The organism is Pseudomonas sp. NPDC089428 (assembly GCF_044749325.1).
In the GTDB taxonomy this organism is placed as follows: Bacteria; Pseudomonadota; Gammaproteobacteria; order Pseudomonadales; family Pseudomonadaceae; genus Aquipseudomonas.
Map to the genome: position 1 here is coordinate 203,034 of NZ_JBIVHT010000002.1, position 16,806 is coordinate 219,839.

The following is a 16,806-nucleotide window of genomic DNA, read 5'->3' on the forward strand; positions in this document are numbered from 1 at the left end:
TACGCGATGATTGCAAAACCCACACCCCCTCGCCGCCCCCGCTGGCGCAGCCTGGCCCTGCTGGCCCTGTGCCTGGCGCCCCTGCTATGGCCACTGCACCACCTGGCCGAGCGCTACTACCAGGAAGAACTGGCCTCGCAGAACCGTCAGACCCTCGACCTGTACGTCGCCAACCTGCTCGGCACCCTGCACCGATACGAAACCCTGCCGCAGATCCTCGGCGACCTGCCGGCGCTGCGCGGCGTGCTGGCCGACCCGTTCCGCCTCGAGGCGGTCACCAATGCCAACCGCCTGCTCAAGGACATCGTCCACCAGACCGGTGCCGAAGTGATGTACCTGATGGACGTCAGCGGCAACACCCTGGCCGCCTCCAACTGGGACAAGCAGGACAGCTTCGTCGGCCGCAATTTCTCCTTCCGCCCGTACTTCAACGAAGCGATGGCCGGCCACCTTGGTCGCTTCTTCGGCCAGGGCACCACTTCGGCCAAGCGCGGCTATTTCTTCGCTGCCGCCGTACGCGACAGGGAACGTATCGTTGGCGTGCTGGTGGTCAAGGTCGACCTCGACCACACCGAAACCCTCTGGGGCCGTACCCCCGAGCAATTGCTACTGACCGACCACAACGGCGTGGTGATCCTCACCTCGCGCCCCGACTGGCGTTTTCGCGCCACCCGCGCGCTGACCGAAGCCGAGCGCCAGGCGATCATCGCCATCCAGCCCTACCCGACCCAGGCGCCGCAGCCGCTGGTGCTCAACCAGGACGCCTGGCTCACCCAGACCCGCGACATCAAGGAAACCGGCTGGCAGGTGAGCATCCTCGCCCCACGCCTGCTGGTCGATCGCTCGGTGCAGACGGTCATGGCCATCGGCGCCGGCGCCCTGCTGGTGCTGATGCTGTTCGCCGGCCTGGTGATGCAGCGGCGCCGCCACTACATAGACCGCATCGACTTCGAGGCCCGTGGCCGCCAGGAACTGGAGTCACGCGTGGCCGAGCGTACCGCCGCACTCGAAGGCCTCAACACCCGGCTGAAAAGCGCCGTGCTTGAACGTGAGAACGCCCAGCAGGAGCTGGTACGCGCCCAGGACGAACTGGTCCAGGCCGGCAAGCTGTCGGTGCTCGGCACCATGTCGGCAAGCATCAGCCATGAGCTCAACCAGCCACTGGCGGCGATCCGCAGCTACGCGGAAAACGCCGAAATCCTGCTCGACCACCAACGCACCGAGGATGCCCGCGGCAACCTCAAGCTGATTGGCGAACTGACCGGGCGCATGGCCTCGATCATCGCCCACCTGCGCGCCTTCGCCCGCCGCGACCGCCACGCCCCGGAAAGCGTGGCCCTGCAACCGGCACTGGATGATGCCCTGGCCCTGCTCGCCAAGCGCCGCCGGGCAATGGCCGTGGAACTGATCCGTGACCTGCCCGAGGCCACCCTGTGGGTGCAAGCCGGCGAAACCCGTCTGCGCCAGGTGCTTGGCAACCTGCTGGCCAACGCCCTCGACGCCCTGACCGAAAAGGCCAACCCCCGGCGCCTGTGGCTGAGTGCCGAACAGCGCGATGACTACGTCTACCTGTACATTCGCGACAACGGCCCAGGCTTCAGCCGCCAGGCCCTGGAGCACGCCAAGGAGCCGTTCTTCACCACCAAGACCCGTACCCAGGGCCTGGGCCTGGGCCTGGCCATCTGCGAGAGCCTGATGCGCGCCCTGGGCGGTGAACTGCTGCTGGCCAACCACCCCGAAGGTGGCGCCCTGCTCACCCTGCAACTGCGCGTGGCCGCACCCGGCGCTACCTTGCCCACTTCGGAGGACCCCTCGGCATGACGACCGAGCCTTACATCGACAGCCAGGCCCAGGTGATTCTGGTCGATGATGACCCGCACCTGCGCCAGGCCCTGAGCCAGACCCTCGACCTGGCCGGGCTCAAGGTGGTCACCCTGGCCGACGCCCAAGGCCTGGCCGAGCGCATCGAGCCCGACTGGCCGGGCGTGGTGGTCAGCGATATCCGCATGCCAGGCATCGACGGCCTGCAGTTGCTGGAGCAGTTGCACGGCCGCGACAGTGAACTGCCAGTGCTGCTGATCACCGGGCACGGCGATGTGCCGCTCGCGGTACAGGCCATGCGCGCGGGCGCTTACGACTTCCTGGAAAAGCCCTTCGCCAGCGACGCCTTGCTCGACAGCGTGCGGCGCGCCCTGGCCTTGCGCCGCCTGGTGCTGGACAACCGCAGCCTGCGCCTGGCCCTGAGCGACCGCCAGCAACTGGCCACCCGGCTGGTCGGCCATTCACCGTCGATGCAGCGCTTGCGTGAACAGATCGGCGCCCTGGCGGGCACCCGGGCCGATGTCCTGATCCTCGGTGAAACCGGTGCCGGCAAAGAGGTGGTCGCCCGCGCCCTGCACGACCTGTCCAGCCGCCGTACAGGCCCGTTCGTGGCGATCAATGCCGGCGCGCTGGCCGAATCGGTGGTCGAAAGCGAGCTCTTCGGCCACGAGCCGGGTGCCTTCACCGGTGCGCAGAAGCGCCGTATCGGCAAGTTCGAGTTCGCCAACGGTGGCACGCTGTTCCTCGACGAGATCGAGAGCATGAGCCTGGACGTGCAGGTGAAGCTGCTGCGCCTGCTGCAGGAGCGGGTGGTCGAGCGGCTCGGTGGCAACCAGCTGATTCCGCTGGATATCCGCATCATCGCGGCCACCAAGGAAGACCTGCGCACCTCCGCCGACCAAGGCCGCTTCCGCGCCGACCTTTACTACCGCCTGAACGTGGCGCCGCTGCGCATTCCACCCTTGCGCGAACGCGGCGACGACATCCTGGTGCTGTTCCAGCACTTCGCCGACGCCGCCAGCCAGCGCCACGGCCTGCCGCCGCACAACCTGCAACCCGCCCAGCGCGCCATGCTGCTGCGTCATGATTGGCCGGGCAATGTGCGCGAACTGCAGAACGCTGCCGAACGCTTTGCCCTGGGCCTGGAGCTGGCCCTCGATGGCCAGGCGCCAGCTGCCCCCGCCCCTGCTGCGCCGATCCTGCTGGGCAATCTCAGCGAACAGGTCGAGCAGTTCGAACGTTCACTGATCGCCGCCGAACTGGCCCAGCCACACAGCTCCATGCGCAGCCTCGCCGAAGCCCTCGGCATCCCGCGCAAGACCCTGCACGACAAGCTGCGCAAGCACGGCCTGCATTTTGAAGGCGGTAGCAGCGGCAGCGACGACCACGAGGAAAATCGCCCATGAGTTCCGATAGCCAATACCTGCAGTCCGTGCTGCACGGCGACATTCCACTGACCCGCGAAATGGGCCTGGAAGTCATCGATTGGCAAGCCCAGACCCTGCGCCTGCAACTGCCGCTGGCCGCCAACGTCAACCACAAGAGCACCATGTTCGGCGGCAGCCTGTACTGCGCCGCAGTGCTGGTGGGTTGGGGCTGGCTGCACCTGCGCCTGCGTGAACTGGGCATCGGTGACGGGCACATCGTTATCCAGGAGGGCCAGATCAGCTATCCACTGCCGGTAACCGGCGCGGCGCTGGCGCGTTGTACGGCGCCGGACGAAAAGACCTGGGAGCGGTTCCTGACGATGTATCAACGCCGTGGCCGGGCCAGGTTGACGCTGGAAACCACGGTCAGCAATGTTGGCAGCGACGAACCCGCCGTCACCTTCAGCGGGCAGTACGTCCTTCACCGCTGACAGCGGCTGGCGCGATCCCTGTGGGAGCGGGCTTGCCCGCGAAGAAGACACCGCGATGGATGGCACGGGCTTCGCCCGTGTTCGCGGGTGAACCCGCTCCCACAATGGAGCTTCATATCAGGTCAAGGAACGCCTGGCGCCAGCTAGCGTTGGCAGGCAACGCGAGGAAGAACGGGTTTAACAGCGACTCGCGCGCCGGGTAACGGAACGGCTGGCCATCGACTTCGATCACCTCACCACCGGCACCTTCCAGCACGCCTTGGGCCGCTGCCGTGTCCCACTGCGAAGTCGGCGCCAGGCGCGGGTAGCAGTCGGCACTCCCTTCAGCCAGCAGACAAAATTTCAACGAGCTACCAATATTCGCCAGCGCCAGCTCACCCACTGCAGCGCTCAGGCCAGCCAGCAACGCCTCCTGCTGGGGGCTGGAATGGCGACGGCTGGCCACGACGGTGAACCGCCCATCGGCAGGCGGTGCGTTGCGCACCTGGATCGGCATGGCCTCACCGCCAGCCTCGGCACGCCAAGCCCCCAGCTCGCGACCGCCGAAATAGCAGCGCCCGCTGGTCGGCATCGACACCACGCCAAACACCACCTCGCCGTTCTCGACCAGCGCGATGTTGACGGTGAATTCCTCACTCCCGGCAATGAACTCCTTGGTGCCGTCGAGCGGATCGACCAGCCACCAGCGGCTCCAGCCCTGGCGCTCGGCCAGCGGGATATTGCAGTCCTCTTCGGATAGCACCGGAATCTGCGGTGCCAGCGCCAGCAAGCCATCGGCAATGACCCGATGCGCAGCCAGGTCGGCAGCCGTCACCGGCGAATCGTCGGCCTTGTTGGTCACCGCCACGTCGGCGCGCCAGAACGGCAGGATGGCCTCGCCGGCCAACAGGGCGAGCTTGACCACTTCGTGCATCAGTTGCAGGTCGTTCATGCTTCGAGCAGCCCCCGCTGGATCAGCAGGTCGCGGGCCAGGTACAGCGCCGCCAACGCCCGCCCCTCGGTGAACTGCGGGTGCATGGCCAGGGCCGAAAGCTCGCGCAGGTTGACCTTGTCGACCCGCATAGGCTCCGGCTCGTCGCCCTCCAGGCGCTCCTCGTAAAGGTCGCTGGCCAGCACCACCTGGATCTTCTGGCTCATGTAGCCAGGCGACAGTGACAGCTCGGTCAGGTGCTCCAGCTGGCGAGCGCCAAAGCCGGCTTCTTCCTTGAGCTCACGGTCGGCGGCGGCCAGCACGTCCTCACCCGGCTCGATCAGGCCTTTGGGCAACGACAGCTCGTATTCGTCGGTGCCGCCGCAGTATTCCTCGACCAGTACCGCATGCTCGGCGTCGAGCATGGCCACGATCATCACCGCACCGTAGCCATTGCCACGGCCAACCAGGCGCTCATAGGTGCGCTCGTTGCCATTGCTGAAGCGCAGCTGTACGGCCTCGACCCGGAACAGGCGGCTGCTGGCGACGATTTCGCGGCTGAGGACGGTGGGTTTCTGGCGCATGGGGCGGCTCCTTGGCGTGAACGCGTTACTATACCGTGGCTTGCCGACTGATCGAGAATTTCCCATGCCTGTTCTTCCCTGGTCTGCCATCGATACCGTCCTGCTGGACATGGACGGCACTCTGCTCGACCTGCACTACGACAACCGCTTCTGGCTCGACCACCTGCCCCAGCGCTACGCCGAGCTGCACGGGGTCAGCCGGGCCATGGCGGAAATGGAGCTGCTGCCACTGTTCGAGCGCAATGCCGGCACGCTCAACTGGTATTGCCTGGACTTCTGGAGCCGCGAGCTGAAGTTGCCGATTCGCGAACTCAAGCGCGAAATCGCCGACCTGATCGCCCTGCGGCCGGATGCCGACACCTTCCTCGCGGCCATCCGCAAGGCGGGCAAACGTGTGGTGATGATCACCAATGCCCATCGCGATTCCCTGTCGCTGAAGCTGGAGCGGGTGGAACTGGCGCCGTATTTCGAGCGGCTGATCAGTTCGCACGATTACGGCTACCCGAAGGAAAACCCGCAGTTCTGGGATGCGTTGCAGGTGGATATCGGCTTCGACCCGGCGCGCAGCCTGTTCATCGACGACACCCTGGCCATCCTGCGCAGTGCGCGGCGCTTTGGCGTGGGGCATCTGCTGGCAGTGCGCCAGCCTGACAGCCAGGCGCAACCGCGTGATACCGAAGAGTTTGCAGCGGTCGAGGATTACCGGGAATTACTGGTTGGCCTGTGAGGACCCTTCGCGGATAAATCCGCTCCTACAGAGATTCGCAATCTCCTGTAGGAGCGGATTTATCCGCGATCAGGCCGGACCAGGCAGCAGAGATCAGTCAGGAATGCGCAGCACCTGCCCCGGATAGATCTTGTCCGGGTGCTTGAGCATCGGCTTGTTGGCCTCGAAGATCTTGTTGTACTGGTTGGCATTGCCGTATACGACAACCGAAATGGCCGACAGTGTGTCTCCTTTTTTCACGGTAACGAACCTCGCTGCCGCCACTACCGGCCCGGTCACGGTGATCTGGTCATCGACGCTGGCCACTCCCTCGATGTTGCCGGCGGCGAGAATGATCTTCTCTTTCTCCTCCTGGCTGGCCACCTCGCCCTTGAGAATGACCTTGTCACCCTCTACAGTGGCCGAGATGTTCGGGTTGCCCAGGCCGACACTTTCCACGTGTTTCTTCAACTGCTCCTCGGCGTTGGCATTGCCGGGAGTCAGCAGGTCGATCAACTTCTCGCCGGCTTCCTTCACGAAACTGAACAGGCTCATGACGCGCTCCTTGTTGACGTTAACCTCGGAGCCAGGAGTCTAGGCCAGGATCTCCCTTACCGCCCCTCTGCGACCAATCGACGCGCTCTATCAAGGCATAGACCCTAGCGATTAGACGCGCCCGGCCCTGCGGCCTAGGCTTGTGCTATCAAACAGCCGCCAAGCGTCAGCCTTCCGATGCCAAGCAAACCTCCGGTGTGCGCAGCCTCCATGCCTCTGGCCCTGCCCGCCGCCAGCAACACCTACGACTACGTCCAGCTCAGCGACGGCGAACGCGCCTGCACGCCGCTGGCCGAAGAAGTCGCCCTGGCCATTGCCTACAACGGCCTGAACCAGGCGGTGATGCTGGTCAGCCCCACCGACCTGGAAGACTTTGCGGTCGGTTTCAGCGTCGGCAGCGGCATCGTCGAAGGCACGACAGAAATCTATGACCTGAAGCTTTCCGGCAGTGGTTCGGCGATGTACGCCGACCTGGAGATATCCAGCCGTGCGTTCTGGAACCTGAAGAACCAGCGCCGCCAGCTGGCCGGCACCAGCGGTTGCGGCCTGTGTGGTGTGGAAGCCCTGGAGCAGGCGCTGCCGGAACTGAGCGCGCTGCCGGGTGCACCGTTGCCGCCGGCGCAATGGCTGGCGGGCCTGCGTGAGCGCATCGATGCGTTCACACCGCTGGGCCAGCACTGCGGTGCCGTGCACGCTGCCCTGTTCATGAACGCCCAAGGCGAATTGCTGATGGGCCGCGAAGACATCGGCCGGCATAACGCCCTGGACAAGCTGATCGGCGCCCTGCTGCGCCAAGGCATCAGCAGCAAGGGCGGCCTGGCCATCGTCACCAGCCGCTGCAGCCTGGAGCTTATCCAGAAAGTGCTGCGCGCCGGCATCCAGACCCTGGTCAGCCTCTCGGCTCCCACCGGCCTTGCCCTGCAATGGGCCCGCAAGCACAACCTCAACCTCATTCATCTGCCCAAACACAGTGCACCGCGGGTCTACAGCCCAGCGGCGGAGTCGTAACAGTCGTGACCTCGTACCAGCAACTCCCGGACAACGCCCCTGCCTCCACCCCTCGCTACCAGCCCTACCACGGCCCCGCCGGTGGTTGGGGCGCGCTGCGCAGCGTAGCCAAGGCCTGGGTCGGCAGCGACAACGCGCTGAAGAACATCCGCGCCCTGCTCAAGACCAACCAGAACGGCGGTTTCGACTGCCCCGGCTGCGCCTGGGGCGATTCGCCCGAAAGCGGTATGGTCAAGTTCTGCGAGAACGGTGCCAAGGCGGTCAACTGGGAGGCCACCAAACGCCGTGTCGATGCGGCGTTCTTCGCCCGCTACAGCGTCAACGCCCTGCTGCAACAGAGTGACTACTGGCTTGAGTACCAGGGCCGCCTGACCGAGCCGATGGTCTACGACCCACAAAGCGATCGCTACCAGCCGATCGCCTGGGATGCCGCCTTTGCCCTGATCGCCCGCGAGCTGAACAAGCTGACCAGCCCTGACCAGGCCGAGTTCTACACCTCCGGCCGTGCCAGCAACGAAGCGGCCTACCTGTATCAGCTGTTCGTGCGCGCCTATGGCACCAACAACTTCCCTGACTGCTCGAACATGTGCCATGAGGCCAGTGGCGTGGCGCTGGGGCAGAGCGTTGGCGTCGGCAAGGGCACCGTCACCTATGATGACTTCGAGCACGCCGATGCGATCTTTGTCTGGGGCCAGAACCCGGGCACCAACCACCCGCGCATGCTCGACCCACTGCGCGACGCGGTCAAACGTGGCGCCCAGGTGGTCTGCGTCAACCCGCTCAAGGAGCGTGGCCTGGAGCGCTTCCAGCACCCGCAGAACCCGCTGGAGATGCTGACCAACAGCGACCGCCCGACCAACACCGCGTTCTTCCGCCCGGCGCTGGGCGGCGACATGGCGCTGTTGCGCGGCATGGCCAAGTTCGTCCTGCAATGGGAACGTGAAGCGCAGGCCAAGGGCGAGCCGGCAGTGCTCGACCACGTGTTCATCGCCGAACACGGCCATGGCGTGGAGGAATACCTGGCAGCGGTAGACGCCACCTCCTGGTCGCACATCCAGGAGCAATCCGGCCTGACGCTGGCCGACATCGAGTTGGCAGCACGCATGTATTGCCGTGGCAAGCGGGTGATCATGTGCTGGGCGATGGGCATCACCCAGCACCGCCATTCGGTGCCGACCATCCAGGAAATCGTCAACCTGCAGATGCTGCGCGGCAACATTGGCGTGCCGGGCGCCGGCCTGTGCCCGGTACGTGGCCACAGCAACGTGCAGGGCGACCGTACCATGGGCATCAACGAACGCCCGCCGGTGGCCCTGCTCGACGCCATCGAAAAGCGCTTCAACTTCCCGGTGCCACGGCACAACGGCCACAACACCGTCGAGGCGATCCACGCCATGCTCGACGGCCGTTCGAAAGTCTTCATCGGCCTTGGCGGCAACTTCGCCCAGGCCACCCCGGACACTGAACGTACCGCACAGGCCCTGCGCAACTGCGAACTGACCGTGCACATCAGCACCAAGCTCAACCGCAGCCACCTGATCCACGGCAAACAGGCACTGATCCTGCCGTGCCTGGGCCGCACCGACATCGACCTGCAGGCCGACGGGCCGCAGGCAGTTACCGTGGAAGACTCGTTCAGCATGGTGCACGCCTCCAATGGCCAGCTCAAGCCGCTGTCGTCCCAGATGCGCTCAGAACCGGCCGTGGTTGCCGGCATCGCGGCCGCCACCCTGGGCAAGCACCCGGTGGACTGGCACTGGCTGGTGGCCGATTACGACCGCATCCGCGACCTGATCGGCGACACCATTGCCGGTTTTGCCGACTTCAACCAGCGCCTGGCCCACCCAGGCGGTTTCTACCTGGGCAACAGTGCCGGCAGCCGCCAGTGGAAGACCACCACGGGCCGCGCCAACTTCAAGGCCAACCTGCTGCCTGACACCCTGATCGACGAGCGCGTGCGCGCCAGCGGCCAGTTGCCGGACCTGATCATGCAGTCGATGCGCTCCCACGATCAGTACAACACCACCATCTACGGCCTGGACGACCGTTACCGCGGCGTGCGCGGCCAGCGCGAGGTGCTGTTCGCCAACGAGGCCGACATCATCCGCCTGGGCTTCCAGCCTGGGCAGAAGGTCGACATCGTCTCGTTGTGGGGTGACGCGCATGTGCGCCGTGTGCATGGCTTCACATTGCTGGCGTTCGATATACCTGCCGGGCAGGCGGCGGCGTACTATCCAGAAGTGAACCCGCTGATTCCGCTGGAAAGCATTGGCGACGGCAGCCATACGCCGACGTCCAAGTTCGTGGCCATCAAGCTTGAACGCGCCCGGGACGACGGCCGAATCCTCTAAGCGAAAGTGCCCCGCAAAAACCAAAAAAGCCCTGAACCGCGAGGTCCAGGGCTTTGTCACAATAAGCTCAGACAAGCGAAAATCGATAAAGTTTCATAGAAAATACAGTAACTTAGAGAATTGTGTACAACTCGTGTTACTCGTCGGATTTTCGTTGCCAGTTGGCTCGCGTAGCCTCAAATTCGCCCTCGTCATCTCTATGAGGCTTTCTCGATGAAGAAGTACTCCTCGATTCTGTTGTTGTCTTTCAGCTTGCTCAGCGGCGTTGCCATGGCAGGCGGCAATACCGAGGCTGGCATTGGCGGCGCATTGGGTGGGGTACTCGGCTCCGTAGTGGGCAACTCCATCGGTGGTAGCACTGGCGGTGCCATTGGTGCCGGCCTGGGCGGTGCAGCCGGCGGCGCCCTGGGTGCCGACAAGCGCCAGCGTGGCGAGGCCGCCATCGGTGGCGCGCTGGGCGCTGCAGGCGGTAACGTGGTCGGTCGTTCGATGGGCGGCACCACCGGTAGTTACATTGGTGCGGCCGCAGGCGGCGGTGCCGGTGGTGCGCTGGGTAACTACATGGGCAACAAGGCCGATGAAGACGAGCGCCATGACGAGCGCCGCTACCGTCGCGACTACGACGACCGTCGCCACTACGACCGTGGCCACCACTATGGCCACCGCAAGCACAAGCGCCACTGGCGCGACTGATACCTGAGGCCCAGCCCCTCGGGTAAAAAAAGCCCTGCCCTCACCGGCAGGGCTTTTTCATGCCTGCGGATCGAGCTGCAGGCCGGCCAGGATCACCTGCAATGCCTCCGGCAGTGGTACTGGCCTGCCGCTGGCGCGCTCGATGAAAACCTGCACCACCGTCCCCGCCGCGCACGCATCGGCCTCCCCCGGACGGTAGAGCGCCAGGCGGTACTCCACCGTACTGCCCGCCAGCCGTGCCACCCCCAGCCCCACCTCCAGCACATCCGGAAAGCCCGGCAAGGCGAAGAAGTCTGCCGCCGAACTCACCACGAAAGCCGCCAGCTCGCCATCGCGCAGGTCCACATTCGCCTGTTCGACGAGGAAGGCCTGGATAGCGGTTTCGAAGAAGCCATGCACGGTTGCGCCCGCGATGTGGCCGTTGACGTCGTTGTCCTGGGGGCGGGTGAGGATCGGGTGGAAGTGGGAGAAGGCCGTGCGGTTGGGGGCTTCGGTCATCTTGTGGTCCCGTATCTTGGAAATGGATGCAGACAGTGAAACAGAAATTCCAGAGATGTGTCGTTTGGGCTGGCCCATTCGCGGCTAAAGCCACTCCCACAGGAAGCCCGCTGTACCTGTAGGAGCGGCTTTAGCCGCGAAAGGGCCGGCAAGGGCAGCCATAAACAAAAAAGCCGCCCCAAGGGGCGGCTTTCTCGTTACGGCTGGGGTCAGCTTACAGCTGCGGGCCAGCGGCCTTGATGGCGTCGGAAACTTCGAACTTCTTGAAGTTTTCGATGAACAGCTTGGCCAGGCCTTGTGCGGCCTCGTCGTAGGCAGCTTTGTCAGCCCAGGTAGCGCGTGGGTTGAGCAGCTCGGTGTCAACGCCCGGAACGGCCTTCGGCACGTCCAGGTTGATGATGTCCAGGTGCTCGGTTTCGGCGCCGACCAGAGCACCGCTCTGGATGGCAGCGATCACGCCACGGGTGGTCGGGATGCTGAAGCGCTTGCCAACGCCGTAACCACCGCCGGTCCAGCCGGTGTTGACCAGGTAGACCTTGGAGCCGAAAGCGTTGATACGCTTGATCAGCAGCTCGGCGTACTCGCCAGCCGGGCGCGGGAAGAACGGTGCGCCGAAGCAGGTGGAGAAGGTCGACTTGATGCCGCCGCCCGAACCCATTTCGGTGGAACCGACCAGCGCGGTGTAGCCGGACAGGAAGTGGTAGGCCGCCTGCTCGTTGTTCAGGATCGAAACCGGAGGCAGAACACCGGTCAGGTCGCAGGTCAGGAAGATGACTGCGTTCGGCTCACCACCCAGGTTGGCTTCGGCGCGCTTGGCGACGTGCTCCAGCGGGTAGGCGGCGCGGCTGTTCTGGGTCAGGCTGACATCGGCATAGTCGGCGTGCTTGTTGGCGTCGAGAACGACGTTTTCCAGCACGGCGCCATGCTTGATGGCTTTCCAGATGACCGGCTCGTTCTTCTCGGACAGGTCGATGCACTTGGCGTAGCAGCCGCCTTCCATGTTGAAGACAACGCCTTCGCCCCAACCGTGCTCGTCGTCACCGATCAGGTAACGGCTTTCGTCGGCCGACAGAGTGGTCTTGCCGGTGCCGGACAGGCCGAAGAACAGGGTCACGTCGCCTTCTTCGCCGATGTTGGCAGCGCAGTGCATCGGCAGCACGTCAGCGGCCGGCAGCAGGAAGTTCTGCACCGAGAACATGGCTTTCTTCATTTCACCGGCGTAACGCATGCCAGCGATCAGCACCTTCTTCTGGGCGAAGTTGATGATCACGCAACCGTCGGAGTTGGTGCCATCACGCTCAGGCTCGCAGACGAAGTTGGCGACGTTGAGGATCTGCCACTGGTCGCGACCGGCCGGGTTGAACTGGCCTGGCTCCGGGTTGATGAACAGGCAACGACCGAACAGGTTCTGCCAGGCAGTCTGGGTGGTCATCTTCACCGGCAGGTAGTGCTCGGCAGCAGCCCCTACGTGAACGTAGGAAACGAAGTGATCCTGAGCGTTGTTGAACGCCTCGACGCGAGCCCACAGGGCATCGAACTTGTCGGCCGGGAACTTGCGGTTGATCGGGCCCCAGGCGATGGCGGCCTGGGTGGAAGGTTCTTCGACGATGAAACGGTCAGCCGGCGAGCGGCCAGTACGGTGGCCAGTTTCGACTACCAGTGCGCCAGTATCGGCCAGCACGCCTTCACCGCGTTGCAGCGCTTCTTCAACCAGCTTATCGACGCTCAGGTCGGTGTACACGGTGTTGTTGGCTTGCGTCATGAGATACCCCATCCGGCCCGAGGCCGAGTGCTCCAAACGTTTTGTAGTCGTCTCGAAAAAACTACTACAGCGAAAAAAGTGGCCGGATTATGCCAGAAACGCCCAAAAAAAGTAGGCCCCTCCTGTCAGAACTGCGCTTTTGCGCAATTCGACAGAAAATTCCCCTGAAATTAAACGTTTCAGTGGCGAGTTTCTGACGCTGCTTCCGTGCCACCACCGGCAAACAGTTGCGCCACATCGCTGGCATCGAAGAAATAGCGCTGGTTACAGAACTGGCAATCGATCTCCACCGTACCACCGCACTCCTCGACCAGCGCCTTGGCATCGTGCTCGCCCAAACTGACCAGCGCATTGCCGGAACGTTCGCGCGAGCAGCTGCACTTGAAGCGCAGCGGCTGGATGTCGAACAGGCGTACCGCGTCCTCGTGGTAGAGGCGGTGCAGCAGGGTTTCGTTGTCTTCCGACCACTCTTCGGGCTTGAGCGTCTTGGCCAGGGCAATCACGTGCTGCCAGCTGTCCTCGCGTTCTTCATCGTCCGGCTGGCGGTCGCGTGGCAGCTGCTGCAGCAGCAGGCCACGGGCCTTTCCACCTTCGGCGTTGAGCCAGAAACGGGTGTTGAGCTGCTGCGACTGCACGAAGTAGTTGGTGAAGCACTCCGACAGGTTGGCACCATCCAGGTCGACAGTGCCCTGATAGCGCTGGCCCTTGACCGGATCGATGGTCAAGGTCAGGTGGCCGCCGGGCATCAGCTGCTCCAGGGTGGCATCGGCCGGGATCTGCTCCGCTTCGTAGCGGGCCATGCCACGGATGTCACGCTCGCCCGAGCACTCGACCATCAGCAGCGGGATCGGCCCTTCGGAACGCGCCTGCAGAATCAGCAGGCCGTCGAACTTAAGTGCGCCGACCAGCAAGGCGGTGGCAGCCATCAGTTCGCCGAGCAGTGCCTGCACCGGCTGCGGGTACTCGTGACGCGCCAGCACCGCGGCATAGCTGTCATCGAGAGACACCCACTCGCCGCGCACGTCGCGCTCGTCGAAGATGAAACGTTGGGTGAAATCGGTATCAGGCAAATCGCTCATAGGTTTTGGCTATCTGAAAATGATGACAAAATAGTTACACGGGATGTCGCACTACTGCGAGACCCCGTGGGAGAGCGCTCACGAGGCGCTCTTGTTCCTGTTTGCAATAGAGGTATTTTATGGACAATCGACCACTGTTCCAAGCAAGGTGGTCCTGGGGGCCATTGGCAGCCTGTACGCTGCTTCCCATCGCTCTACTGTGTTTCTGGTTATGGCCTATTGGCCAGATCCTGTGCCTGACTTTCGACGAGTGGCTATTCCATAGCCTCAATACGCCGTTGGCCGACAACACGACCTGGCGTTACATCTGGACCGTCGGCAGCCTGCGCCCCTTCGACATCGTCGTTGGCCTGACCCTTCTGGCCGTGCTGATCCGTGGCGATTGGGTGTTCAAGGCCAGCCAGGTTCGCGAAGCCTTCTTTGGCTTTCTGGTCACGCTGCTCCTATTAGTGGTGATTCGCGCGCTGTTTTCCAAGTGGGTGGATGCAATGGGCTGGCAACATGACAGCCCTTCGATGACGTTCGACCACGTGGTGCACCTCAGCAGCTACTACCCGAACCTGGAAAAAGCCTGGGAGCTGAAGGACCGCTCGAGCAACAGTTTCCCTGGCGATCACGCCTCGGTGCTGTTGGTGTGGGCCTTGTTCATGAGCTTGTTCAGCCGCCGCCTGGTGCAGCACCTGGTGGTCTGGGGCCTGGCATTTCTGTTCATGATGCCGCGGCTGGTGGCTGGGGCGCACTGGGGGCAGGACGACTACATCGGCGGCCTGCTGATGGCGGTGCTGGCGTTGGGCTGGAGCTGCCACACGCCGCTGGCGGCCAAGGGCAGTGCCTTGCTGCTGCGCTGGACGGCGCCATTGTTCGCCATTGCGAAGAAGGTGCCGTTGGTCGGACGGTTGGCGGTAATCCGCTAGAGCACAGGGGCTGCTTTGCAGCCCATCGCAGGCAAGCCAGCTCCCACAGGTATTGCGCAAGTTCCGAGATCTTTGCCGTTCCTGTGGGAGCTGGCTTGCCTGCGATGGGCCGCGCAGCGGCCCCGGCTATTCAAAGCTCCCATGCAGCTGGTGAATCTGCCGCCGCTGCTTCTTGTTCGGGCGGCCATCGGTGGTCACCCCCATCGCCCCCGCCTTGCGCATCTCGGCCGCCTGCTCGCGACGGCGCACGCTCTCTTCTGTCTCTGCATACAGCGTCTGCGCTTCAGGCGCCCCGCGCCGCACCACCGACAGCGCCTTTACCACGACCGTGCGCTCGTCGAACCCGGTGCGCAACACGAACTCATCGCCCACCCGCGGCTCCTTGCCCGGCTTGCAGCGCTCGCCCCGGCAATGCACCTTGCCGCTCTCGATCGCCGCCTTGGCCAGCGCACGGGTCTTGTAGAACCGCGCCGCCCACAGCCATTTGTCCAGGCGGACCTTGTCGTCGTCTTCGGCTTTTTGTGCCATCTCGTTACCTCGAATTCTGTCTTTCATCGAACTGTACTACCGTAACTGACGGATGCAAAAAGTCCCCGCCGTGCTTACAGTTCACCACCTTATCCGCAGGGTGTGCTTCGTGAAGAAATTTGACCATCTGACAGTGATCGGCCTGCGCGAGTGGGTGGCCCTTCCCGACCTGGGCGTGGCGGGCCTGCGCGCCAAGATCGACACCGGCGCCAGCACCTCCAGCCTGCATGCCACCGAAGTCGAGCCGTTCGAGCGCGACGGCCAACCCTGGGTACGCTTCACCGCTCACCTTGGTTCGGTGGTGCAGTTGCGTCACCGCCGCTGTGAAGCGCCGCTGGTGACCATGAAGACCATCAAGAGCTCCAACGGCCAGGCGCAGACCCGTTACGTGATCCGCACCACGCTCGCCCTGGGCGATGCGGTCTGGGAAGTGGAGTTCACCCTGGCCTGCCGCAAGAACATGCGCTATCGCCTGCTGCTTGGCTCCAAGGCGCTCATACACGGCCAACTGGTGGTCAACCCCGGCCTGAAATACGTGCAAGACAAACCGGCCTATCCGGCCACTCTCTCCCCTGTCACAGGTGCTGCATGAAGATCGCTGTGCTGTCGCGCAATCCGCGTCTGTATTCCACCCGCCGTCTGGTCGAAGCCGGTACCCAGCGGGGCCATGAAATGGTGGTGATCGACACCTTGCGGGCCTACATGAACATCGCCAGCCACAAGCCGCAGATCCACTACCGCGGCAAGCCGCTGGAGGGCTTCGATGCGGTGATCCCGCGCATCGGTGCCTCGGTGACCTTCTACGGCTGCGCGGTACTGCGCCAGTTCGAGATGATGGGTGTGTATCCGCTCAATGAATCGGTGGCCATCGCCCGCTCACGGGACAAACTGCGCTCGCTGCAACTGCTGTCGCGTCGCGGTATCGGCCTGCCGATTACCGGTTTCGCCCACTCGCCGGATGACATCCCCGACCTGATCCAGATGGTCAATGGCGCGCCACTGGTGATCAAGGTGCTGGAAGGCACCCAGGGCATCGGCGTGGTGCTGTGCGAGACCACCAAGGCTGCCGAGTCGGTGATCGAGGCCTTCATGGGCCTGAAGCAGAACATCATGGTTCAGGAGTACATCAAGGAGGCCGGTGGTGCGGATATCCGCTGCTTCGTGGTGGGCGACAAGGTGATCGCCTCGATGAAGCGCCAGGCCAAGCCGGGGGAGTTCCGCTCCAACTTGCACCGCGGCGGGGTGGCGAGCCTGATCAAGATCACCCCCGAAGAGCGCATGACGGCCATTCGTGCCGCCAAGGTGATGGGGCTGAGCGTTGCCGGTGTGGATATCCTGCGTTCGAATCACGGGCCGTTGGTGATGGAGGTGAACTCGTCGCCGGGGCTGGAAGGCATCGAGGTGACCACCGGCAAGAACGTCGCCGGGATGATCATCGAGCATCTGGAGAAGAACGGCGGGCCGAATCAGACCCGCACCAAAGGCAAAGGCTGATTCAAGCCTGTACCGGCCTCTTCGCGGGCAAGCCCGCTCCCACCA

The 16,806-nt window shown here is 64.0% G+C and carries 17 protein-coding genes; 10 read left to right on the forward strand and 7 right to left on the reverse strand.

Annotated features, from left to right (window positions below; translation table 11 throughout):
* Window positions 1-6 precede the first annotated feature (6 nt).
* From ACIPZ5_RS04275 to ACIPZ5_RS04285, 3 genes are read left to right on the forward strand one after another with little or no spacing between them, the layout of a single operon-like run.
* Window positions 7-1,821 carry an ATP-binding protein gene (locus ACIPZ5_RS04275; RefSeq protein WP_400806890.1) on the forward strand — a complete coding sequence of 605 codons (1,815 nt, stop codon included), beginning with the start codon at window positions 7-9 and terminating at the stop codon, window positions 1,819-1,821.
* Entirely contained in the window at window positions 1,818-3,227 is a 1,410-nt protein-coding gene (locus ACIPZ5_RS04280; protein ID WP_343594361.1) for a sigma-54 dependent transcriptional regulator, read from the forward strand. The genes ACIPZ5_RS04275 and ACIPZ5_RS04280 overlap by 4 nt, the downstream gene beginning before the upstream one ends.
* Window positions 3,224-3,679, forward strand: coding sequence for a YiiD C-terminal domain-containing protein (locus tag ACIPZ5_RS04285; protein ID WP_343594362.1), 456 nt, complete (start codon window positions 3,224-3,226; stop codon window positions 3,677-3,679). The genes ACIPZ5_RS04280 and ACIPZ5_RS04285 overlap by 4 nt, the downstream gene beginning before the upstream one ends.
* A 112-nt stretch (window positions 3,680-3,791) precedes the next feature.
* On the opposite strand, the gene cysQ is transcribed toward ACIPZ5_RS04285, so the two are convergent.
* Both cysQ and nudE read right to left on the reverse strand, forming a co-directional pair.
* Window positions 3,792-4,610, reverse strand: a complete 819-nt coding sequence (cysQ, locus tag ACIPZ5_RS04290) for a 3'(2'),5'-bisphosphate nucleotidase CysQ (protein ID WP_261941921.1) — start codon at window positions 4,608-4,610, stop codon at window positions 3,792-3,794.
* Complete coding sequence (nudE, locus tag ACIPZ5_RS04295; RefSeq protein WP_015268611.1) at window positions 4,607-5,173, reverse strand: ADP compounds hydrolase NudE; 567 nt, start codon at window positions 5,171-5,173, stop codon at window positions 4,607-4,609. Before nudE ends, cysQ begins: the two co-directional genes overlap by 4 nt.
* 64 nt (window positions 5,174-5,237) lie before the next feature.
* Here nudE and yrfG point away from each other — a divergent pair, with 64 nt between their 5' ends.
* Entirely contained in the window at window positions 5,238-5,900 is a 663-nt protein-coding gene (yrfG, locus tag ACIPZ5_RS04300) for a GMP/IMP nucleotidase (protein WP_400806893.1), read from the forward strand.
* A gap of 93 nt (window positions 5,901-5,993) precedes the next feature.
* On the opposite strand, the gene lysM is transcribed toward yrfG, so the two are convergent.
* Complete coding sequence (lysM, locus tag ACIPZ5_RS04305; RefSeq protein WP_261941923.1) at window positions 5,994-6,434, reverse strand: peptidoglycan-binding protein LysM; 441 nt, start codon at window positions 6,432-6,434, stop codon at window positions 5,994-5,996.
* Between the two features lie 177 nt (window positions 6,435-6,611).
* Between lysM and fdhD the strand changes: the two genes are divergently transcribed.
* From fdhD to ACIPZ5_RS04320, 3 genes are all read left to right on the forward strand, one after another.
* Entirely contained in the window at window positions 6,612-7,442 is an 831-nt protein-coding gene (gene fdhD, locus ACIPZ5_RS04310) for a formate dehydrogenase accessory sulfurtransferase FdhD (protein ID WP_400806896.1), read from the forward strand.
* A gap of 5 nt (window positions 7,443-7,447) precedes the next feature.
* Entirely contained in the window at window positions 7,448-9,793 is a 2,346-nt protein-coding gene (locus tag ACIPZ5_RS04315; protein ID WP_400806899.1) for an FdhF/YdeP family oxidoreductase, read from the forward strand.
* Between the two features lie 213 nt (window positions 9,794-10,006).
* Window positions 10,007-10,486, forward strand: a complete 480-nt coding sequence (locus ACIPZ5_RS04320; protein ID WP_054885905.1) for a glycine zipper domain-containing protein — start codon at window positions 10,007-10,009, stop codon at window positions 10,484-10,486.
* 57 nt (window positions 10,487-10,543) lie between these two features.
* Here ACIPZ5_RS04320 and ACIPZ5_RS04325 read toward each other — a convergent pair whose 3' ends face one another.
* The 3 genes from ACIPZ5_RS04325 to hslO form a co-directional block, all read right to left on the reverse strand.
* The gene (locus ACIPZ5_RS04325) at window positions 10,544-10,984 is read right to left on the reverse strand and encodes an acyl-CoA thioesterase (RefSeq protein WP_400806903.1); all 441 of its coding nucleotides are present in this window, start codon (window positions 10,982-10,984) and stop codon (window positions 10,544-10,546) included.
* A 214-nt stretch (window positions 10,985-11,198) separates the two neighbouring features.
* Window positions 11,199-12,746 (reverse strand): phosphoenolpyruvate carboxykinase, encoded by a 1,548-nt coding sequence (locus ACIPZ5_RS04330; RefSeq protein ID WP_085678665.1) that lies wholly within the window; start codon window positions 12,744-12,746, stop codon window positions 11,199-11,201.
* 179 nt (window positions 12,747-12,925) lie between these two features.
* Window positions 12,926-13,825 carry an Hsp33 family molecular chaperone HslO gene (hslO, locus tag ACIPZ5_RS04335; RefSeq protein WP_085678662.1) on the reverse strand — a complete coding sequence of 300 codons (900 nt, stop codon included), beginning with the start codon at window positions 13,823-13,825 and terminating at the stop codon, window positions 12,926-12,928.
* A gap of 119 nt (window positions 13,826-13,944) precedes the next feature.
* Here hslO and ACIPZ5_RS04340 point away from each other — a divergent pair, with 119 nt between their 5' ends.
* On the forward strand, window positions 13,945-14,739 hold the full coding sequence (locus ACIPZ5_RS04340) for a phosphatase PAP2 family protein (protein WP_400806905.1): 795 nt from the start codon (window positions 13,945-13,947) through the stop codon (window positions 14,737-14,739).
* 126 nt (window positions 14,740-14,865) lie between these two features.
* Here the strand turns inward: ACIPZ5_RS04340 and ACIPZ5_RS04345 are convergent, their stop codons facing one another.
* Window positions 14,866-15,267: a S4 domain-containing protein gene (locus tag ACIPZ5_RS04345; RefSeq protein ID WP_313710268.1), complete on the reverse strand. Its 402-nt coding sequence runs from the start codon at window positions 15,265-15,267 to the stop codon at window positions 14,866-14,868.
* A gap of 109 nt (window positions 15,268-15,376) precedes the next feature.
* On the opposite strand from ACIPZ5_RS04345, the gene ACIPZ5_RS04350 reads away from it, so the two are divergent.
* Window positions 15,377-15,859, forward strand: coding sequence for an ATP-dependent zinc protease (locus ACIPZ5_RS04350; RefSeq protein ID WP_085678653.1), 483 nt, complete (start codon window positions 15,377-15,379; stop codon window positions 15,857-15,859).
* On the forward strand, window positions 15,856-16,761 hold the full coding sequence (gene rimK, locus ACIPZ5_RS04355; protein WP_015268602.1) for a 30S ribosomal protein S6--L-glutamate ligase: 906 nt from the start codon (window positions 15,856-15,858) through the stop codon (window positions 16,759-16,761). The genes ACIPZ5_RS04350 and rimK overlap by 4 nt, the downstream gene beginning before the upstream one ends.
* Window positions 16,762-16,806: the final 45 nt, after the last annotated feature.